A 20,113-nucleotide genomic window follows, 5' to 3' on the forward strand; every position below is an offset into this window, starting at 1 on the left:
GCTGATGCCGGACAACACGGAACACGCGGGCCGGGTCGCCCTCGTCACCGGAGGCGGGCGGGGCTTCGGCAAGGCCTTCGGCGAGGCGCTGTCGGCGCTCGGCGCGCATGTCGTGCTCGCCGACATCGACGGCGAGGTCGCGGCGCAGGCGGCGGCGGAGATCACCGCCAAGGGCGGGAGCGCGACCGGGGTCGCCTGCGACGTGGCCGACGAGGACCAGGTCGGCGCCGTCGTGGCCGAGATCGCCGAACTGCACGGCGGACTCGACATCCTGATCAACAACGCCGGTCTGCACGCCGCCTACAACAGGCCGTTCACCGAACTCGGCCTCGCCAACGTGCGACGCGTGCTCGACGTCAACGTCATGGGCGTCATCATCTGCTCGCTCGCCGCCCGGGAGGTCATGCGGGGCCGCCCGGGCGCCTCCATCGTCAACATCTCGTCCTCGGCGGCGTACGCGAACCGCAGCATCTACGGCGTCTCCAAGCTCGCCGTACGGGGCCTGACGGTCGCCTTCGCGCGGGAGTTCGCGGACGCCGGCATCCGGGTCAACGCCATCGCGCCGGGCCTCATCCTCACCGACACCGTGCGCGCGCAGCTGTCCGAGGCCGAGGCGGAACGTGTGCTCGGTGAGCAGATCCTGCGTCAGGCGGGCCGGGAGCAGGACATCGTCGAGGCGCTGCTGTACCTGGTCTCGTCGAAGGCGTCCTTCGTGACCGGCGAAACCCTGCGGGTAACGGGTGGGTTCGCGCTGTCGGTGTAGGCACGGCAGCGGAGTGGCTCAGCCGCCGTGCCGGAGGAGGAAGGCGTCGACGAGGGTGTCGGTGAACCCCTCGTCGACCGGTCCGGACGACACCAGGACGCGGTAGTACAGCGGGCCGACGAGGAGGTCCGCCTCGGCGTCCACGTCGAGCCCGGCGGGCAACCGGCCGTCGGCCACGGCCCGTTCGAGCAGCAGCCGGTCGCGTTCGCGCTGCGGGGCCAGGCAGCGGGACCGGAACTCCCCGGCGAACGCCGCGTCGTGCTGCGCGTGGGCGAGCAACGCCCGGAAGACGGCACCGGGGTCGGACTCGCCGATGAACCAGGCCAGTTGGCGCAGGTAGGCGCGCAGATCGGCGGCGAGGTCGCCGGTGTCGGGCGGGGTCAGGTCCTCGACGGCGTCCTGGAGGAAGGTGTCCATCAGCACCTCGGTCTTGGTGCTCCACCACCGGTAGATCGTCTGCTTGGCCACCCCGGCGCGCGCGGCGATGCCCTCCATGGTGACTCCGGCGAAGCCCTTCTCCACGAGGAGGTCGTCGGCGGCCTCCAGTACGGCCTGCCGGGCCTCTTCGCTGCGGCCGTGCCGGTTGCCGTGGTGACGCCGTACCGCACCGGGTGTCATGCCGCCGCCTCCGTAATCCTCTAGAGCTGACGCAACGTTGCGTCTACTCTAGCGCGCATGACGCATACACACACGCTCGCCGACCCCCGGGTCGAGACCGCACTGCGCCGGATGTTCGCGCAGGCCGAGCAGGACGGCGACGTCGCGGACCGGGCCGGCTGGGGATCCGGCTGGGCGTCGATGTCCCCGCAGGAGCAGGCCGACGCCGCCGCGCGGATCTACATGCCGGTCTCGGCCTCGGGCGGGGATCTCCTCTACAGCCTGGTCCGCGCCGTCCGCCCGGCCACGGTCGTCGAGTTCGGGATGTCGTACGGCATCTCCACTCTGTATCTGGCGGCCGCGGTCCGGGACAACGGCACCGGACGGGTCGTCACCACGGAGCTCAGCAAGGAGAAGATCGCCGCCGCGCACCGCACCTTCGCCGAGACCGGCCTCGACGACCTCATCACCGTGCTGGAGGGGGATGCCCGGGAAAGCCTCGGCGGCCTCGACGCGCCGGCCGACTTCGTGCTCCTCGACGGCTGGAAGGACCTCTGCCTGCCGGTGCTCCGGCTGCTGGAGCCGCGCCTGGCGCCGGGCACCCTCGTGGTGGCCGACGACGTGACCTTCGAGAGCATGCGGCCGTACCTCGACCACGTACGGGACCCTGCGAGCGGCTATCGCAGCGTCAGCTTCCCCGTCGAGGACGGGATGGAGATCAGCTGCCGCCTGTGACACGCAACCGCAGCGGCCGTGCCCCGCGAGTCCGACTCGGGGCACGGCCACAGGGGTTGGCGCTGTCTACACCGTCGCGGGCTCGGACGGTGCGTTCTCGGTCAGCTCCTGCTCCTCCGACTTGATCGCCTTGAGCAGTACATAGGGGGTGGCGACCTTCCAGACGAAGTAGGTCAGCGAGGGGATGACGTTGGCGAGCAGGCCGTTCCAGGCGAACGGGCCGCTGTGGACGACGAAGACGAAGGCGCCCGGGATGAGCAGGACGCCCAGCACGATGCTCAGCCAGCCGTACCACCTGGGGAACACCTGCTTCTCACGGTGGTCGATGAAGGCCGTGTAGCCGATCGACCAGACCTGGAGGACGAAGATGCACGCGTTGCCGACCAGCATCAGGTTGAAGGTGTCGGTCATCGCGGACAGCACGTCGGGCGAGTGGATCTCCGGCCGGTACGCGGCGGCGGAGAGGATGGCCAAGGGGAAGAAGAAGCCCAGCGGAGCGACCACACCGGTGGTCAGCTGGATCATGGACAGCAGTCCCCAGCCGCCCTCCACGCGCTTCATCTGAAGGCTCGTCACGACGACGTACGGGTACTCGAAGGGCACGGCCAGCACCATGATGACGGTGCACCACAGGATCCCCGTGCGGTGGTCGTGCAGGAAGGTGACGAGGTCCGCGGGGCTCATCTGCGGGTCCACCGGGGTGAGCAGGTGCCCCGCGCTGAAGGCGACGATGAAGCCCACCATGAGGACGACTCCGCACCACGCGGAGATGCGCTCAAGTCTTATGTAGAGGTCTTTTCGCACTACGGCTCCCTATCTTCTGCCGGCCGGTGTCTACCGGCCGATCTCGTGCCAGCCCACGAGGCTGTCGAGCAGCAGTCCCGCGCTCGACAGGTAGTCGCCGTAGCCGCCCCGGAAGAACAGCAGCGGGGTCTTCGGCGATTCGACGCGCAGGTCCTGGACCCGCCCGACGACCAACAGGTGGTCGCCGATCTCGACGACCTGTTCGACCGTGCAGTCGACCCAGGCGACGATCCCGTCCAGCACGGGATTGCCCAGGTCCGAGGCCTGCCAGATGGTGTCCGTGAAGCGTTCCTGCGCCGGGCCCGCCATCCGCCGGGACAGCCGTTCCTGGTTGCCGGCCAGCGCGTTGGCGCAGAACCGGCCCGCCGCCGTGATGGTCGGCAGCGTCGAGGAGGAGCGGTCGGCGAGGAAGGACACCAGGGGCGGGTCCAGCGACACGGAGGTGAAGGTACCGACGATCATGCCCTGCGGCCGGTCCTCGGTGTCCGTGGTGGTGATCGCGACCACGCTCGTGGGGAAGTTGCCGAGCACGTCGCGGAAGTGCCGGCTCATATCACGGCGCGCATCGACTCGGGCACCTCGAGTCCCATCTTGGCCAGGACGTCGGCGTGATAGGCGGTCCCGGGCACGTGGATCATGTGCTGGAGACCGACGTGGGCGTCCCGCCAGTACCGCTGGATCGGGTTGGAGCGCCGGATGGCGTTGCCGCCGGAGCGGGCGAAGATCTCGTCCAGCGCGGCGACGGCACGCCAGGCACAGCGGACCTGGTTGCGCCGTACGTCGGCGCGGTCCTCGATGGTGACCGGCTTGCCGGCCTCCACCTGGTCGTACAGCCGGCTGATGCCGTCGATGAGCTGGACGCGTGAGGCGGCGATCTCGGCGGCGGCCTCGCCCGCGGCGTAGAGGACGTACGGGTCGTCGCGGACCTGGACGCCGGTGACGGCGACGCGGTCCTTCTGCTGGGCGAGGTGGATGGCGAGGGCGCCCTCACAGATGCCGATGACCGCGGCGGTGATGCCGAGCGGGAACATGGAGGTGAACGGCAGCCGGTAGAGCGTGTCGAGCCCGGCCGCACCCGCCGCGGCCCCGTCCTGGACGGCCTCCTGACGGATCGTGCGGTACTCGGGGACGAACGCCTTGTCGACGACGACGTCCTTGCTGCCGGTGCCGCCGAGGCCCACGACGTCCCAGGTGCCGTCGATGATCTCGTAGTCGTCGCGCGGCAGGACGACGTGCATCACGGTGATGGGCCCGGCGGGCCTTCCCTTGCCGTCGCCGAGGAGGGCGCCCAGGAAGTCCCAGCGGCAGTGGTCGCTGCCGGAGGAGAACGGCCAGCGTCCGCTCAGGACATAGCCGCCGTCCACCGGGTCGGCGACGCCGTTGGGCATGTACGGCGAGGCGATCCAGGTGTCCGGGTCCTCGTCCCACACCTCGTGGGCGAGGCGCGGGTCCATCTGGGCCAGCTCCCAGGGGTGCACGCCGACCACGCCGCAGACCCAGCCGGCGGCGCCGTCGTGCCGCGCGACCGCCATCACCGCTTCGGCGAAGTCCCGGGGGTGGGCGCCGAAGCCGCCGAACTCCTTGGGCTGCAGGAGCCGTATGACACCCGCGGAACGGAGCAGTTCGACGGTCCGGTCGCTCAGCTTGCCGAGTGACTCGTTCTCGTCGGCGAGCTCGGCCAGTTCGGCGCCCAACTCCTCGACACGGCCGACCACTTCATGCGTCACTCCGCACACCTCCCGGTCACAGTTCCCACGCTGTGCCGCACGTCGCCGGCGGCCAGACGGCCTCAGTGTCGGGGCGTGCGCGGGACCCTCGCCGGGCGCTTTCCGCTGACCGGGACATGAGTGGGGGCGGACGGGCCGCTCGCCCCGTCCGCCCCCATGTGTGTCCGGATTCTTTCGGTCACCTGTCCCGTACGGCGGCGAACACACCGCCGTCGACGAGGACGTCGATGCCGTTCAGGAAGCTCGCCTCGTCGGAGAGCATGAACGCGACGACGGCCGCGACCTCCTCCGAACGCCCGGTCCGGCCCAGCGGCGTGGCCTCGACCAGCCGCCGCATGGACGACTGCTTGGCCGCCTCCTGCCGGCCCTGCGGGGTGTCGATGATGCCGGGCGCGAGGGAGCACACCCGGGCGCCGACCGGTCCGAGCCGTACCGCTTCCTTGCGGGCGAAGCGGGCGACTCCGTACTTGGCCCACGGATAGGCGAGGGTGGACTGCTCCAGATCCGGCCCGACGGCCTCGCGGATCCGGTCCAGGAAGTCCTCCCGCAGCGGCTCGTCGAGGATCTCGCCGACGGCCGGATCGGGGTCGACCCCGGCGAGCAGCGGGGACATGGAGGAGAAGTAGACGTGCGCGGTGCCCTCGGTGGCGAGCGGGCGCAGCGCCTCGGCCAGCAGCGCGGTGCCGACGAGGTCGACTTCGAAGATACGGCGCCAGTCGGCCATGGTGGGCGAGATACCGGCCGCGTGGGCGACGGCGCGCAGTGTGCCGGCCTCGGCGACCCGCGCGGCGAGCCGGGCCAGCCCCTCGCGGTCGGTGACGTCGAGGCCGAACGGCTCGGCCGCGGCCCGCGCTCCGGAGTCGTTGAGGTCCTTCGCCACGCGCGCGGCGGCCTCGGCGTCCAGGTCGACGAGCAGCAGCACGTCCACGGTGTCGGCGAGCCGCCGTGCGCACGCCTCCCCCATCCCGCGGCCTGCGCCGGTCACTATCCCTACGGTCGTCATGGGTTGCTCCTAGGTGATGCGTGTTCCTTGAGTTCGGGCGGGCCGGGGCTAGTCGGTGGCCCAGACGCGCTCCAGCGACGGCTGCGCCGCCCTGCTGACCAGCTCGACACGGAAGCCCGTCGTGTCGCCGCTGCGCAGGAAGGCGAAGAACAGTCCGCCGTCGGGTCCTTCGCGGGTCGCCTCGGTGACGTAGCCGTGGCGTTCGAGTTCGGCGACGTCGGCCGCGACGTCGTCGGACCAGTAGCCGAAGTGGTGGATGCCGGAGCCGGGGGTCGGTTCCCACAGCGTTCCGGGTGTCTTGCGGACGATCTCCAGCCGGGGCGCCGTGCTCGACGAGCGCGCGTAGGCGCACCGGAAGTCGATGACGGCGTCGCCGGTGGGCAGGGCCACCTCGGTGGGCCCGCCCATGTCCGCGCACCACTCGAAGCCGAACAGCTTGGAGAGCTGCTCCTTGGTCGCCTCGAAGTCCTCCGCGACGATGCCCACATGGAACTGGTCCGCGGGTCGCAGGGTGCCGGCCATGATGTCTCCTCGCTGCCGAGCTCCGGGCGCGTGGCGGCCGGAAACGGGCGGTCAGTGCGTGGGGCACAGGTAAGCGAGGAGGCCTGACGCTTCACGGACGGCTTCCCGACAATTTCCGGACGTGACGGGCGTCACATCTCCGGGTCGTGACGGGTTCAGCCGCGGGCGCGCCCGAGCCAGTAGCCGAACCCGCGGCTGGTGTGGATCAGCGCGGGCCCGTCCTGGTTCACCTTCTGCCGCAGCCGCGAGACGAGCTTCTCGATGGCGTCGCCCGCCCGGAAGTCGCCCCAGACGTGCCGGCTGATCTGCTCCTTCGACACCACGCACTCGGCGTTGGCCAGCAGGTGCCGCAGCAGTCGATATTCGGCGGGCGTGAGGCCGAGCGGTCTGGCACCGCGCCGGGCCTGGCAGGTGGCGTCGTCGAGGACCAGGTCGCCGTAACCGACCGCTCCCGCGACGCCCTTGGCGGACCGCCCGCGTAGCAGGACCTCGGCCCGGGCCAGCATCTCGGTGGTCCGCACGGGCTTGGTGACGTAGTCCTCGTTCCGCTTCCCGAATCCGGGGAGGAAGGTGTGGAGGTAGTCGCAGGTGATCAGGAAGAGCACCGGCGGCAGGTCGTCCGAGTCGGGTTTGGGTCCCCGCGCCACGTCCTTCAGGTCGGGCAGAGTCGCGTCCCAGACCACGAGGTCGAACCGGCGCCGCCGGATCCGCTCGATCCCCTCCACACCGGTGCCGGCCGTGTCGGCCACGGTGTAGCCCGCCAACTGCAGTGTCGTGGTCAGCAGATCGGTCTCGCCGGTGTCGCCCGCCACGATGAGGACGTCGCGCATGGGGACATCGTAGCATAAAGTTGCTTGACTCAAGTAATACGCAGCAGACTCGACGACCCTATCGACTTGCGACCAATAGAGTGTACTTTATTGCCGCTACCGTGGCGGGAAGGGGTGGGGTCGGATGCGCATCGGTATGCCCTTGAGCTACAGCGGCGGCTTCAAGGAGGCCGTCGCCGAGCTCGGCGAATACGAGAAGGCCGGGCTGGACATCGTCTTCGTGCCCGAGGCGTACTCCTTCGACGCGATCAGCCAGCTCGGGTTCATCGCGGCGCGCACCGAGCGCCTGGAGATCGCCTCCGGGATCCTCCAGATCTACACCCGCACGCCCACGCTGACCGCGATGACGGCGGCCGGGCTCGACCACGTCTCCGACGGCCGGTTCACGCTGGGCATCGGCGCCTCCGGGCCGCAGGTGATCGAGGGCTTCCACGGGCAGCCGTACACCGCTCCCCTGGCCCGGACCCGGGAGATCGTGGAGATCTGCCGGTCGGTGTGGCGCCGCGAGAAGGTCGTGCACGAGGGGCGGCACTACCGGATCCCGCTGCCGCCCGGGGAAGGCACGGGACTCGGCCGGCCGCTCCGGCTGATCAACCACCCGGTGCGCGAACGGATCCCGATCGTGCTGGCCGCCATCGGGCCGAAGAACGTGGCCCTCGCCGCCGAGATCGCCGAGGGCTGGATGCCGATGTTCTTCCACCCCGAGCGGGCGGCCGAGGTGTGGGGACCGGCGCTGGCCGAAGGCTCGGCCCGGCGGGATCCCGCCCTCGGTCCCCTCGACGTGGTGGTCTCGCCGCCGCTGGCCATCGGCGAGGACGTCGACGACCTGATCGACCTGGCCCGGCCCCAACTCGCCCTGTACATCGGCGGGATGGGGGCGCGCGGCCACAACTTCTACAACGACCTCGCCTGCCGTTACGGCTACGAGTCGGCCGCGGCCACCGTCCAGGACCTGTACCTCTCCGGCCGCAAGGACGAGGCCGCGGCCGCCGTGCCAGCCGACCTGCTGCGGGCGATCTCCCTCGTCGGGCCCGCCTCGCACGTCGCCGAACGGGTCGCGGCCTTCCGCGCGGCCGGGGTCACCACCCTCCAGATCCGCCCCCTGGCCCCGACCAAGGCCCGGCGGCTGGCCGACGTCGAACGGCTCAGGACGATGGTGTCCTGAGCCGCCTCCGCGCGTTCACCAGCTCGCCGAAGCCTCCACCGCCAGGCCCCGCATGACGTGTTCGAGCAGGGCCAGCAGCACCGACTTCACCGACTCCCGGTCACGGGCGTCGCACAGCACCAGGGGGACGTCGGGGCCGAGGTCGAGCGCCGCGCGGATCTCGTCCTCGTCCTCCTCGCAACGGCCGTCGAAGCAGTTGACGCCGATGGCGAAGGGGATCCCGCGGTGCTCGAAGAAGTCGACGGACGGGAAGCAGCTCTCCAGCCGCCGGGTGTCCGCCAGGACGACCGCGCCGAGCGCCCCGCGCGAGAGGTCGTCCCACATGAACCAGAAGCGGTCTTGGCCGGGAGCGCCGAAGAGGTAGACGATCAGGGCCGGGCTGAGGGTGATCCGGCCGAAGTCCATGGCGACCGTGGTCGTGGTCTTCCGCTCCACGCCGGCCAGATCGTCGATGCCGACGCTGGCCTCGGTGATCAGCTCCTCGGTGCGCAGCGGCTCCGTCTCGCTGATCGCGCCGACCAGGGTGGTCTTGCCGACCCCGAAGCCGCCGGCGACGAGGATCTTGGCCGTGGCCGCGTCGGGCGCGAGCGCGGTGCGGCCGGGGTCAGAGTCTGCGTATGCCATCGATCACTGCCTGGATGAAACGGGCGTCGGTGGAACCGACCGCGGAGGGCTGGGAGACGGAGACGAGCTGATGGTCCAGGAGGTCGTCGAGGAGGACCCGGACGACGGCGACGGGCAGGTCGAGCCGGGCGGCGACCTCCACCAGTGCGGTCGGGGTGCGGCACAGGGCGAGCAGCCGGTTCTGTTCGGGCTGCAGCCGCTGGTCGCGGGTGGGTGGCCGGACGGTGCTGATCAGGGAGATCAGTTCGAGGCCGGGGCGGGTGGACGAGGTCCGGCCGCGCGTGACGGTGTACGGGCGGACGAGCGGACCGGGGTCGTCGTCCGCCCAGGGGTCTTCCTCCGACCAGTGCCTCATTCATGCTCACCCGCGAAGGCTGTGCCGTCGTACTCGGGGAACCGCGGGGCGGCGCTGAGGAACTGGCCGACCTGGCGCACCAGCATGGTCATCTCATAGCCCACGTTGCCGACGTCGACCGCGGAGGTGGCGAGCACGGCGAGGCGGGCGCCGCCGCCGGCGGTGGTGACGAAGAGGAAGAGGTCGTCCATCTCGATGACGGTCTGCTGGACCCGGCCCCCGCCGAAGTGGCGGCTGGTGCCCTGCGCCAGCGAGTGCACACCCGAGGCGATGGCGGCGAGCTGCTCGGCGTCGGCCCGTTCGAGGTCGGCGGAGCTGCCGACGAGCAGGCCGTCCTCCGACAGGACGATGGCGTGCAGCGTCTCGGGGATCCGTTCGATCAGGCTGTCCAGAAGCCAGGCCAGTCCGCCGTGCGTGGTGTTGGTCGCTGTCATGGGGTGTTCCTTGTCGGGCGGTTGCGGGTGGGCAGCGGACGCCGCTCGGACGGGGCCGAGGGCCAGACGGGTGCGGGGACTTCCTCCTGGGCCCGGGCCCGGCGGGTGCCGTCCCGCAGGGCGGCGAGCATCGACCGCGCCTGCTCGGGCCGACGCTCCGGGGCGGGCCGGCCGGCCTCCGAGGCCCCGTCCGGGTCCCGGGGCCGCTCCCTCAACTGAGGCGCGAGACTCGCCTGACGCACCCGGCGCGGCAGCCGGCTGGGGCGGGTGACGCCGGGGGCGGTGGGCGGCTCGGAGCCTTGGGGATGCGCGGACGGGTGGGCAGGGGGCCGGCCACCCGCCAGGAACGCGCCTTCGTGCGCCGCCGGTTGGGCGCCGCCGTGCGTGGGCACGGCATCACGGACGCGGCGTACGGCGGTGGCGCGGTCGCCGGGGACGGACGCGGGTGGGCGGGCGGACGGGACGGCAGGTGCGGGGGACTCGGCCGGGGCTGCGGGTTCGGTGGGTTCCCAGTCCGTGGGCACGGCCAGCGGGCGCCCGGTGGTGCGGGTGCGTCTCGGGAGTCCCCCGGTCGTCGCGCCGACGGCGTCCGACGGGTCGGTGACCGACGCCAGATGGCGTTCCGCCCGGGGGTCCAGCGGCTCCGCCGTCTCGGTGACCGGCTCGGTGAGCGCGTGCGGGAGTACGACGACGGCCAGCGTTCCGCCGTACGACGAGGCCTGCAGCCCGGCCGTGATCGCGTGCCGCTGGGCGAGGTGGCCGACGGTGAACAGGCCCAGGCGCGGGTCCTGGCCGAGCGCGGTGAAGCTGAAGTCCTTGGGTTCGTGCAGGAGTTCGTTGGCCGCCTCGTACTCCTCGGCCGAAAGGCCCAGACCCCGGTCCTCGACCTCGACGGCGTACCCCTGCGCCACCGGCAGCGCACGGACCCGTACTTCGGTGTGCGGGGGCGAGAAGGTGACGCCGTTCTCGATGAGTTCGGCCATCAGGTGGATCACGTCGCCGACCGCGGGTGCGGCCACCGCGACCGGCGGCATCGGCTCGACCACGACCCGGGCGTAACCCTCGATCTCGGAGACCGCGCTGCGCAGCACGTCCGCGAGGGGCACCGCCTGCTTCCAGCGGCGCCGCGGCGGCGCGCCGGACAGCACGGTCAGGCTCTCGGCGTTGCGCCGCATGCGCGTGGCCAGGTGGTCGACGCGGTAGAGGTCGGCCAGCAGTTGCGGGTTCTGCTCCTTGCGTTCCATGCCGTCGATGACGGTGAGCTGGCGGTGCACCAGGATCTGGATGCGGCGGGACATGTTGTGGAACACCAGGCGAGCCCCCTCGCGCAGCGAGGCCTGTTCCAGTGCGACGCTCACCGCGGTCCGCTGGGCGCTGTTGAAGGCCTCCGCGACCTTGCCCAACTCGTCGGTGCCGTAGTCGAGTTCGGGCAGCTCGTCGATGTCGGCGCGGCTGCCCTCGGTACGCAGCTTGGTGATCAGCTCGGGCAGCCGGTCCTGGGCGAGTTCGAGCGTCTCGGCGCGCAGGCCGGCCATGCGGCCGATGAGCGAGCGGGTGATGCGCCAGGACAGGAAGCCGACCACGATGACCGCGACCAGTGCGAGGGCGCTGCCGCCCAGCACCCGGGCCAGCAGTTCGTCGTTGCGGTCCTGGGCGTTCTTGGTGACGGTGGGCAGGAACCGGTTCTGGATGGCCTGCACCGCCTCGGACATCCGCCCCGGAACGGCCGCCTGCTCGGTGGCGGTCCGCGGGACGTCGATGGTGCCGTCGCTCGACACGGCCGCCTCGTTCACCGCCTTCTCGGTGGCCGTGAGCGCGGCCCAGTCCGGTCCGCCGATGACCTTGGCCAGCGACGTCTGCAGGTCGGTGGGCAGGTACGGCGCCACCTCGTTGGAGAAGACGGAGTCCCGGACGGCGGCGGCGCCCGACAGGTCCGTGCGCTCAGCGACGCTCAACCGCCCACTGGCGACGGCGCCGTCGAGCATCACCTGTTCCTGTGACAGAGCCTCGGTGCCCCGCATGAACGCCACCGCACGGGTCGCCTCGGCGGCCGTGGCCCCGGTGCTGTTGTCCGTGTTGAGCATGCCGAAGAGGTTCAGTACGGAGGCCACGGCGTCGGAGTAGACGGTGTAGGCGTGCTCCCGGGTGGTCTTCCCCTTGTCGACCTTGGCGCGTTCGGCGGTCAGGGCGGCGAGGCGCTTGCGTACGACGGCCAGCTGGGCCTGGTACTGCGCCGAACCCTCCCCGGCGGAGGCGGAGTCCGCCTTGCGGAAGGCGGCGAGTACGGCGTCGGTGCGGCGCCGCTGCGCCGCCAGCGCGTCCTTGCCGCCCTGCGAGGACAACTCGCGGATCGTCAGCCGCCGTTCCTCCTGGAAGGCGCTGACGCCGGGGACCAGGGCGTAGGTGGTGTCCGCCGCGTACCCGTCCTGCTGCAGCTTGTGCCACTGGTCGAGCTGTACGGCCGAGCCGCTGGCCCACAGCAGGGCCATGCCGGCCGCCGGGACCACCGCGAGGGCGATGAGGGAGGCCCGGATACTGCGGCCACGGCCGGCGTTCGACTTGGTCCGGGCGGCTTTGACCCGGTGTCGGCTCATCTCACCCACCCGCGTCGAAGGGCACGGCTGTGGGCATGGACTGGCGCGATGAACGGGGGCACCGGGGTATTTCCTTTCGGGGTGGCGCGTGGCACGGCGAAGCGTCCGGACATGCGGGAACGCGCCAGAAGGTGCAGGAGATGTGACAGACGGTTAGGTACTAAACCGATCCCTGTGACCGCGGTCAAGAGACCGCGTAAACGGACCGACCCCTTCGATTGGGACGATCAGTCCACTACGCGCGTAGAACCCCTGATGGCGTTAAACCGGAGACTTTGGAATGTGAACTAGATCACACGCACCGGAGGCGGCGTCATTCGTCCCGGACAGCGGCGTAGAGCCCGCCGTCGACGACGATGTCGACACCGTTCACGAAGCTCGCCTCGTCCGACAGCAGGAACGCGACGACGGCCGCGACCTCCTCGTATCGGCCGACACGGCCCAGCGGGGTGCGCTCGATGAGCTGCCGCACCGATGCGTGCCGGGCCGTCTCCAGCCGGGTCTGCGGGGTGTCGATGGCGCCGGGCGACACGGAGCAGGCGCGGGCGCCCGCCGGGCCGAGCCGCACGGCCTCGGCGCGGGCGAAGCGGTGGACCCCGTAGGTGGCCCACGGGTAGGCCCACGCCGGATCCTCCAGGGCCGGGCCGATCGCCTCGCGGATCCGCTCGACGAAGTCCTCCTCGGGCGGTCCGTCCAGGACGGCCGCGACCTCCGGGTCGGGGTCGATGTGGGCGATCAGGGGTGACACCGACGCGCAGTACACGAAGGCCGTGCCGGCCCTGGCCAGCGGGCGCAGCGCCTCGGCGAGCAGGACGGTGCCGACGAAGTCGACCTCGATGATCCCGCGCCAGTCGACCCCCTCCGGCTCCACGTTGTCGGCGTGCGCGACGGCGCGGAGCGTACCGAGGCCGGCGACCCGGTCGGCCAGGCGGGCGAGGTCCTCCGGGTCGGTGACGTCCACGCCGAACGGCTCGGCGACGGCCCTGCGGCCGGAGCCGGCCAGGTCCTTGGCGAGCGCGGCGGCCGCCGCCTCGTTCCGGTCGGCGAGCACCAGCACGTCCACCATGTCGGCGAGGCGCCTCGCGCATGCCTCCCCGGTCCCGCGACCGGCACCGGTGGCGATCCCTACCGTGGTCATGCGCCGCTCCTCACTCGGGACACCCGTCACAGGAAGAGTGTCCCGCGGCTGTCGGTGTCCGGACCCCTGTTCGCGCTGGCAGCGTACCCATGTCCCGCCCGGGCCTCACCCTTTAACGTACCGTTGGGTCCAGCAAACCAGGTGACGTCCCCGGAGACCGCTTCCCCCGGATGCGCGCAAGCCGTCCGACGTGGTGCCGGGAGTCGGTTTCAGGAGACAGCTCGTAAGCAGCGAGCGGGGAGAGGACCCATGCCACGACCGCCGGGCCACGGACCGGGTTTCGAGGTCAGACGACAGAAGATCATCGACGTCGCGGCGGAGCTGTTCGCCAGGCAGGGGTACGCCGCGACGTCCATCAACGATCTGGGCCGCGCGGTCGGGCTCGCCAAGGGAGCCCTGTACTACTACATCGGCTCGAAGGAGAACCTCCTCGTCGAGATCCAGGGGCGGGTGATGGGCCCGCTGCTGACCCGCACCCGGGAGATCACGGAGCTCGACGCGGATCCGCTGCTGCGGCTGCGGCTGCTGTCGGAGTCGCTGCTGACGATCATCTTCCGTCGGCTGGACCACATCTGGGTCTACGAGCACGACTACCGCAGCCTGAGCGGGCCCGAGCTGAAGACTCTGCTGGGCCAGCGTTCCGACTTCGAGCAGCTGATCTCCGACCTGCTCGCGGAGGCCGTCGACCAGGGCATGTTCCGTGCGCTGCCGCCCCGGCTGGCCACGCTGCAGTTCCTCAACCTCCACAACCACACGTACCAGTGGGTCAACCCGGACGGGAAGTGGGACGCGGCTTATCTGGCCCGGGAGTACTGCACGACCCTGTTCCGCGGGTTCGGCGCGCCCGAGCACGCGCTGCCCAAGGTCGAGGAGCAGGCGGCGGAGTTCAAGCGGGACCGCCCCGAGCTGCCGCTGGACCCCGAGGCGGAGTGGGGCGCCGCGACCGGCTGACGGCACACGGCCCGGACGCACTCTCGCGTCCGGGCCGTAGCGGATCTGGATGTCAGCGGTGGTGCGGCGACGTCAGGTAGTGCTGCCGCAGCAGCTCGCTGCCGTAGTCGTTGCCGTTCGGCGTGCGGATGACGGAGTGGATGTGCAGCTGGCTCGGGCCGTCGGCCCGGGTCTTGCCGTACGCCCCGCCCAGCGGCCCTGCCGCCTGGCAGTCGACTTCGATCCACACGACGGGGCTGTGCACCCGCAGGTAGAAGGGATCGTCGTCGCCGGTACCGCCGATCCAGGCGGCATACGTGTCGTCCAGGTGGGCGCGGATCTCGGCCATCCGCGCCCTCGCGACGTCCGCCTTCGCGCGGTCCACGAACGCCTCGGCGACCGCGAGCAGCTTCTTCTTCTGAGCCCCGGTCAGCGCGGTGGCGCGGATACCGGCATACGCCAGGACCGCGTTGTCGGCGAAGGCGCCCGCCTTCATGTCCTCGTCCGCCTTGGTGGCCGAGATGATCGCGGTCGCCCGCTGGTCGGCGGTGAGCGACTGGATGAACGCCAGGCTCGCCGTGACCTCCTCCTGGCAGACCGAGACGGTCTCGCCGTCGATCTCGATGGAGGTGGGCTCGGAGCCCCAGAAGCAGGGGCTCATGACGACCTGGTCGCCGAGCACGAAGTAGTTGACGACCAGGTGGTGTCCGTCGAGCTGGAAGCCCCAGGGCTCGGTCTCGGAGGGCGTGCCCATCACGGTCCAGTAGAAGAGGACGTCGTTGAAGTTGTCGCTCTTGCCGAGGAGTTCACCGGCGGCGTTGTTGATGCGGCGGATCTTCTCGGTGGTCTCCAGCCCGTCGGCGCTCAGCGCGGCCTTCAACAGGGCCGTGCCCAGCGCGTTCTGAGTGTCCGACAGATCGGCCAGGGAGACGCCCTTGCGCGGGAACTCGCCCGGGTCGAGGTTGCTCCACGTCCGCCACTCGGTGGAGCGCAGGGTGAACTGCGTCGCCTTCTTCTGGGTGTCGGTGAGGCCGGCCAGGAACGCGTTCGCGGCCGCGACGACCGGGGCGGTGTCGACGCCCTGGGAGTGGATCGTGAACAGGTCGTCGAGCCGGCGGCCGTCGGTGGTCAGGCCGAAGAAGTCCTCGGTGATGGCCTGCACACCGGGTCCGCCACCGCCGGGCGCGCGGGTCGCGCTCGCGCTGGGGGACGGGCTCGCGCTGTCGGTGGGCGTGGCGGAGGGGGTGGCGTCGTCGGCGAAGGCCAGTGCGCTCGCGCCGCCCATCGCGGTGAAGGCCGTGGCGCCGCCGGCCAGGAACACCCGGCGCATGAAGCTGCGCCGGTCCGCCTCTCTGATTCCGTTCGTCTCGCTGTCGGTCATCCTGTCGCACCTCACAATTCTCGATAACGGACGGTTCATGTCAGCGGCTGCGGACGACTATGACCGAGAAGAATGAGAGATCCATGAATCGACGTCGCGCAGCCGGCCATGAGGCCGAAAATATCGCGGGCAATTTGTACTGTCCGCCCGAATGAACCGCGTCTCTGAACTTCCTGTGGTTTCTGTGGGATTCCTCGGAGTCTTCACGCGGCACGGGGCCGCCCCGCAGGTGGGGGCCGTGTCGTCAGCCTGCGCAACCATAGATCCCGCGCCTCCGTCGTTGACCGCCCACCTCACCGGTGCCAGGCTCACGGAGCGCCGGATCGACATTCCCTTTTCCGCTTCCCCGCGCCGGGAAAAGTGGCTCGTTGTCGCCCGCCATATACCGGGGATCGAATCCGGCCAGGCAGTCTCATTCCCCCCACCGATGAAGGAGTTTGTTTTGGTCACCAGGCGTACTCTCATCGCCGGATCGGCCGGGATCGGCACCGCCGCCGTGTTCGGCGGCCGTGCCGTCGCGGTCGCCTCCGGCTCGGACGCCCCCGCGTCGGAGAGCGGGCACATCGCCGGCGCCACGGCGATCACCAGGGTCTACGGCGAGGGGCAGAAGCTCATCGCCGTGGCGGTCGAGTACGACCACGACATCGCCGACTCTTCGCTCTCGGTCTCGTCGTTCGCAGTCGCGGACCGCACGGTCACCAAGGTCTACGCGAACCGGACCGCCGAACTCGCCGACCGGGGCCGGGACGGCCGGTATGTCGTCGTCGAACTGTCACCCGACGACAAGGCGGCCCTGCTGTGGGGCAAGGACGCGGTCGGCGCGTCGCCGAGCCCGACCGCCTCCGCGTCCGCGTCCGCGTCACCCCAGCCCAGCCCGTCCGGCAGTTCCGGCACCAATCCCGGCACCGGCGGACCGACGGCCGGCGACACCACCCCCGGCGGACCGATCGTGCCCGCGCAGGCCACGGTCACCCAGACCGGCACGATCAGCACCAGCCGCGGCGGGCGCTATCCGGCCAGCGGCACCGCGGTGGCCACCAGCGCGGTGGTGAACCTGATCGTCGACGACTTCCGGCAGTTCACCTTCGAGGACCCGGCGACCGGGCGCACGCTCAAGTACAACCTGTTCGTGCCCAAGGGCTACGACCCGCGCAGGAAGTACCCGCTGGTGCTGTTCATGCACGACGCGAGCGTCGTCAACGTCGACACCGTGGGCCCGCTGGTCCAGGGGCTCGGCGCGGTCTGCTGGGCCAGTCCCGAGGACCAGGCCAGGCACGAGTCGTTCGTGCTCGCGCCCGAGTACGGCGAGGTGGTGATCGACGACAACTACAAGCCGACCACGCTCTTCGAGACCACCGCCCATCTCGTCGAGGCGGTGACAAAGAAGTACGCCATCGACCCCAAGCGGCGGTACACCACCGGTCAGTCGATGGGCGCGATGCTCTCCCTCGGACTGAACATCCGGTACCCGGACCTCTTCGCGGCGGCCTACATCGTCGCCGGACAGTGGCCGGACAGCGAGGCCGCACCTCTGGCGCAGAAGAAGCTGTGGATCCTCGTGGCGCAGGACGACACGAAGGCCTACCCCGGCGAGAACGCCATCACCAAGGTCATCGAGGCGGCAGGCACCAAGGTCGGCACGGCGGTGTGGGACGCGGGATCCACCGCCGCCCAGTTCGCGGCGGACGTACGCAACCTCAAGAAGCAGCAGGCGCCGGTGAACTACGCCGCCTTCCAGACCGGGACGGTCACCGACACGACCGGCGCCCTCAACGCGCACACGGGCACCTGGCAGATCGCGTACTCGATCCCCGGCATCCGCGACTGGCTGATGAAGCAGTCCCTGTGAGCACCCTCGCCCGTGCCGGGCGGCTACGCCGGAGGGCGCGGACAGCCGGGTGACGGGCGGGCCGGCAGGCCGCGCAGCAGTACGTCCAGGAAGAGGTCGAAGCGCGGTGTCAGGCCGTGGAGTTCACCGGCGGACTCCACGGCGCCGATCCACTGCACCACGCTCAGGCCGAAGACGGTCCAGCTCTGCTCGGCCAGGGCCTGGTCGCAGCCGGCGACACGGAACGCCCCGACGACCCGGTCGCGCAGCCGCGCGAAGGAGGCCGGGTTGTGCCGGTGCGGGCGCGCGACGTGGGTCGCGTACCCGGGGACGGCCAGGAACTGGTCGTGCATGGACCAGGCCAGCTCGGCCAGCCAGTCCCGCCAGGAGTCCTCGGTCGGCTCGCCCTCCGGCAGGATCCGCTCGACCACGGTCTCGCTGATCAGGTCGAGGAGCTGGTCGCGGTCGGCGACCCAGCGATACAGCGCCGAGTGCGAGACACCGAGGCGTCCGGCGAGCTCCCGCATGGTGAGTGTGGCCAGGTCGCTCTGCATGGCGGTGGCCACGATCAGCTCGTGACTCAGGCGGGCGGGGCGCCCGATCTTGGGGGTGCGGGGCTGCATGATCCGACCCTAACGGCCAGGAGGTGATGCCCGTCGGACTACTTAGTGACCAACGGTCACTATCATGTTAGGGTCACCTAACCCTGCGAGTGACGGAGGTGGACGGGTGACCCCTGAACCGGCTTTCCCCACATGGCCGTTGGTGGTCGTGGACGTATCGGAACTGACCGGCGACGAAGCGCCGGCCGCGGTGGCGGGCGCGCTGGGCGCCGCCGTGGAAGCGGCCAGGGCCCGGGGCGAGGGCTTCGCCGCCGTCGTACGCATGCCCTCGGCGGTGCGGCGCGGGCCGCGCCTGGCCGCCGCGACGGAGCGGGTGCGCATGCTCCGGCGGCTGCGTCCCGGGCTGGCCGAGTCCTGCCTCGGGCTGGCGTTCGTGGTCTCCGCCGAGATGCAGCAGGCCAACGCGAAGGCGATCCGCGCGGGCGCGAAGCTGTGGGGTTGCCCCACGCACACGGTCGACACCGTGGCGGCCGCGCATGCGTGGGTACGGGAACAGCTCAAGACGGGGGACGGGCCGGACGCTCGCGCGCAGGGCGGGAGCGGCGCCTGATGTGGATCCTCGTCGCCGTGGGCGGTCTGATCCTGTCCGCCCGCCGCTCGCTTCGGCGTCGCGCGTCGCGGGAAGCGGGTGGACATGAGCAGGCCGGCGGTCAACTGGCCGTACCGGTACTGCTGTTGGCCGCGTTCGGAGTCGCCGCCTCCCAGACGATCGTGCTCGCCGCGCTGCCCGTGCTGGCCCACGATCTCAACGTGAGTACGCCGTCGGCCACTTGGCTGCTGACGGCCTTCATGCTGACCTCGGCCGTGGCCACGCCGATCGCCGGCCGCCTCGGGGACCAGCACGGGCACCGGACCGTGCTGGCCGCCGGGCTCGGTTGTCTGGCCGTGGGCAGTGCGCTGGCCGCGGTCGGTGCGAACGCCGGGTGGTTCCCCGGGGTGTTGGCGGGCCGGGCGGTCCAGGGGCTGTCCGGCGCGGTCTTCCCTGCCGCCTTCGGTCTGGCGCGGGCTGCGGTGCCGCGGGAGCGGCTCGGGAGGGTCGTCGCCGCTCTGAGCGCGATGTTCGGTGTCGGTGGTGCGGTCGGCATGGTCGCCGCCGGTCCGGTCGTCGAAGTCGCCGCGCCGGCCTGGCTGTTCTGGGGCTGTCTGGCCGTCGCGCTGCTCGCGCTGGCCGGAACGGCGCGGCTGCCCGCGCCCGGCCTGCCGGGCGAGCGTGCGCGCATCGACGTACCCGGCGCTCTGCTGTTGACCGTCGCCGTGGTCGGCCTGCTTCTGATGATCAGTCAGGGTCGGTTGTGGGGCTGGTCGTCGGCGGCGATCCTCCTGTTGGGCGCCGTGACGCTGGTGTCCGCGGTGGCGTTCACGGTGACGGAGTCGCGGGCCCGCGAGCCGCTGGTGGACCTGCGTGTTCTGGCGGGGCGGCGGCTCGCGCCGGTCAGCGTCGCCACGCTGGTCGTGAGCGTGGGCATGTTCGCCGCCGTCACGCTGCTGCCGGCGCTGGCCCAGACCCCCAGCACCGCCGGGTACGGCTTCGGCTACTCCCCCGCGCGGACCGCCCTGCTCATCGCGCCGATCGCGGCCTTCATGGTCCTTGCGGCGCCGCTCGCCGCCCGGCTCACCGCGGCGGTCGGGGCGAGGCGGGTGTTCCGGACCGGCGCCGCCCTGGGCGCCGTATCCCTGCTGGCTCTGGCGCTCGCCCACGACCGTCCGTGGCAGCTCGCGGCGGCCGGGGCGGTGCTCGGCATCGCGTACGGGCTGGCCTTCGCCTCCGTCGGAAACCTGGTCGTGGGCGCCGTCGACGCGGGGAGCACCGGGGTCGCGACGGGGATGAACACGATCCTGCGGACCATCGGGGGCGCGCTCGGCGCCCAGATCGCCGCCGCGATCGTGGCCGGGGCCACCTCCGCGCACGCCGCCGTGCCGTCCGAGTCCGGCTACCGCACCGCCTTCCTCGTCGCCGCGGCCATCGTCTTCCTCGCCCTGCCGGCGGTCGTGGAGCTCCCTCGCCGTGCCGAGCCGGCGCGGACGTGACGCGGTCGGGCCCGGAAGCCTTCGGGAATGGC

21 protein-coding genes are annotated in these 20,113 nt (G+C 71.3%); 7 read left to right on the forward strand and 14 right to left on the reverse strand.

The window, feature by feature from the left end; genetic code table 11:
* The first annotated feature begins 4 nt into the window (after window positions 1–4).
* Window positions 5–763, forward strand: a complete 759-nt coding sequence (locus ABZ848_RS09935) for an SDR family oxidoreductase (protein WP_360828157.1) — start codon at window positions 5–7, stop codon at window positions 761–763.
* Between the two features lie 18 nt (window positions 764–781).
* Here the strand turns inward: ABZ848_RS09935 and ABZ848_RS09940 are convergent, their stop codons facing one another.
* A complete protein-coding gene (locus ABZ848_RS09940; RefSeq protein WP_360828160.1) occupies window positions 782–1,381 on the reverse strand; it encodes a TetR/AcrR family transcriptional regulator in 600 nt (199 codons plus the stop codon).
* A 57-nt stretch (window positions 1,382–1,438) separates the two neighbouring features.
* Here ABZ848_RS09940 and ABZ848_RS09945 point away from each other — a divergent pair, with 57 nt between their 5' ends.
* Window positions 1,439–2,095 (forward strand): class I SAM-dependent methyltransferase, encoded by a 657-nt coding sequence (locus ABZ848_RS09945; protein ID WP_360828163.1) that lies wholly within the window; start codon window positions 1,439–1,441, stop codon window positions 2,093–2,095.
* Window positions 2,096–2,161: 66 nt separating this feature from the next.
* On the opposite strand, the gene ABZ848_RS09950 is transcribed toward ABZ848_RS09945, so the two are convergent.
* The 6 genes from ABZ848_RS09950 to ABZ848_RS09975 form a co-directional block, all read right to left on the reverse strand.
* Window positions 2,162–2,899: a hypothetical protein gene (locus ABZ848_RS09950; RefSeq protein WP_360828166.1), complete on the reverse strand. Its 738-nt coding sequence runs from the start codon at window positions 2,897–2,899 to the stop codon at window positions 2,162–2,164.
* 30 nt (window positions 2,900–2,929) lie between these two features.
* On the reverse strand, window positions 2,930–3,451 hold the full coding sequence (locus ABZ848_RS09955) for a flavin reductase family protein (protein ID WP_360828169.1): 522 nt from the start codon (window positions 3,449–3,451) through the stop codon (window positions 2,930–2,932).
* Complete coding sequence (locus ABZ848_RS09960; RefSeq protein WP_360828172.1) at window positions 3,448–4,626, reverse strand: hydroxylase; 1,179 nt, start codon at window positions 4,624–4,626, stop codon at window positions 3,448–3,450. Before ABZ848_RS09960 ends, ABZ848_RS09955 begins: the two co-directional genes overlap by 4 nt.
* A gap of 178 nt (window positions 4,627–4,804) precedes the next feature.
* On the reverse strand, window positions 4,805–5,629 hold the full coding sequence (locus ABZ848_RS09965; RefSeq protein ID WP_360828174.1) for an SDR family oxidoreductase: 825 nt from the start codon (window positions 5,627–5,629) through the stop codon (window positions 4,805–4,807).
* A gap of 48 nt (window positions 5,630–5,677) precedes the next feature.
* The gene (locus ABZ848_RS09970) at window positions 5,678–6,151 is read right to left on the reverse strand and encodes a VOC family protein (protein WP_360828177.1); all 474 of its coding nucleotides are present in this window, start codon (window positions 6,149–6,151) and stop codon (window positions 5,678–5,680) included.
* Window positions 6,152–6,306: 155 nt separating this feature from the next.
* Entirely contained in the window at window positions 6,307–6,981 is a 675-nt protein-coding gene (locus tag ABZ848_RS09975; protein ID WP_360828180.1) for a response regulator transcription factor, read from the reverse strand.
* A 124-nt stretch (window positions 6,982–7,105) separates the two neighbouring features.
* On the opposite strand from ABZ848_RS09975, the gene ABZ848_RS09980 reads away from it, so the two are divergent.
* On the forward strand, window positions 7,106–8,146 hold the full coding sequence (locus tag ABZ848_RS09980) for an LLM class F420-dependent oxidoreductase (RefSeq protein WP_360828183.1): 1,041 nt from the start codon (window positions 7,106–7,108) through the stop codon (window positions 8,144–8,146).
* A gap of 15 nt (window positions 8,147–8,161) precedes the next feature.
* On the opposite strand, the gene ABZ848_RS09985 is transcribed toward ABZ848_RS09980, so the two are convergent.
* The 5 genes from ABZ848_RS09985 to ABZ848_RS10005 form a co-directional block, all read right to left on the reverse strand.
* Complete coding sequence (locus ABZ848_RS09985) at window positions 8,162–8,770, reverse strand: ATP/GTP-binding protein (RefSeq protein ID WP_360828186.1); 609 nt, start codon at window positions 8,768–8,770, stop codon at window positions 8,162–8,164.
* Window positions 8,751–9,125: a DUF742 domain-containing protein gene (locus ABZ848_RS09990; protein ID WP_360828189.1), complete on the reverse strand. Its 375-nt coding sequence runs from the start codon at window positions 9,123–9,125 to the stop codon at window positions 8,751–8,753. The genes ABZ848_RS09985 and ABZ848_RS09990 overlap by 20 nt, the downstream gene beginning before the upstream one ends.
* Window positions 9,122–9,559, reverse strand: coding sequence for a roadblock/LC7 domain-containing protein (locus ABZ848_RS09995; RefSeq protein ID WP_360828192.1), 438 nt, complete (start codon window positions 9,557–9,559; stop codon window positions 9,122–9,124). Before ABZ848_RS09995 ends, ABZ848_RS09990 begins: the two co-directional genes overlap by 4 nt.
* Window positions 9,556–12,153 carry a nitrate- and nitrite sensing domain-containing protein gene (locus tag ABZ848_RS10000; protein ID WP_360828195.1) on the reverse strand — a complete coding sequence of 866 codons (2,598 nt, stop codon included), beginning with the start codon at window positions 12,151–12,153 and terminating at the stop codon, window positions 9,556–9,558. Before ABZ848_RS10000 ends, ABZ848_RS09995 begins: the two co-directional genes overlap by 4 nt.
* Before the next feature lie 313 nt (window positions 12,154–12,466).
* A complete protein-coding gene (locus ABZ848_RS10005) occupies window positions 12,467–13,291 on the reverse strand; it encodes an SDR family oxidoreductase (RefSeq protein ID WP_360828198.1) in 825 nt (274 codons plus the stop codon).
* Window positions 13,292–13,540: 249 nt separating this feature from the next.
* Between ABZ848_RS10005 and ABZ848_RS10010 the strand changes: the two genes are divergently transcribed.
* Entirely contained in the window at window positions 13,541–14,242 is a 702-nt protein-coding gene (locus ABZ848_RS10010; RefSeq protein WP_360828201.1) for a TetR/AcrR family transcriptional regulator, read from the forward strand.
* 52 nt (window positions 14,243–14,294) lie between these two features.
* Here ABZ848_RS10010 and ABZ848_RS10015 read toward each other — a convergent pair whose 3' ends face one another.
* On the reverse strand, window positions 14,295–15,602 hold the full coding sequence (locus ABZ848_RS10015) for a DUF3500 domain-containing protein (protein WP_360828204.1): 1,308 nt from the start codon (window positions 15,600–15,602) through the stop codon (window positions 14,295–14,297).
* Window positions 15,603–16,044: 442 nt separating this feature from the next.
* Between ABZ848_RS10015 and ABZ848_RS10020 the strand changes: the two genes are divergently transcribed.
* Entirely contained in the window at window positions 16,045–17,451 is a 1,407-nt protein-coding gene (locus ABZ848_RS10020; protein WP_360828207.1) for an alpha/beta hydrolase-fold protein, read from the forward strand.
* A 23-nt stretch (window positions 17,452–17,474) separates the two neighbouring features.
* On the opposite strand, the gene ABZ848_RS10025 is transcribed toward ABZ848_RS10020, so the two are convergent.
* Window positions 17,475–18,053, reverse strand: a complete 579-nt coding sequence (locus ABZ848_RS10025; protein ID WP_360828209.1) for a TetR family transcriptional regulator — start codon at window positions 18,051–18,053, stop codon at window positions 17,475–17,477.
* A 106-nt stretch (window positions 18,054–18,159) separates the two neighbouring features.
* Between ABZ848_RS10025 and ABZ848_RS10030 the strand changes: the two genes are divergently transcribed.
* Entirely contained in the window at window positions 18,160–18,603 is a 444-nt protein-coding gene (locus tag ABZ848_RS10030; protein ID WP_360828212.1) for a hypothetical protein, read from the forward strand.
* The gene (locus ABZ848_RS10035; RefSeq protein WP_360828214.1) at window positions 18,603–20,081 is read left to right on the forward strand and encodes an MFS transporter; all 1,479 of its coding nucleotides are present in this window, start codon (window positions 18,603–18,605) and stop codon (window positions 20,079–20,081) included. Before ABZ848_RS10030 ends, ABZ848_RS10035 begins: the two co-directional genes overlap by 1 nt.
* Window positions 20,082–20,113 lie beyond the last annotated feature (32 nt).

Source organism: Streptomyces sp. NPDC047081, from assembly GCF_040643775.1.
Lineage (GTDB): Bacteria > Actinomycetota > Actinomycetes > Streptomycetales > Streptomycetaceae > Streptomyces.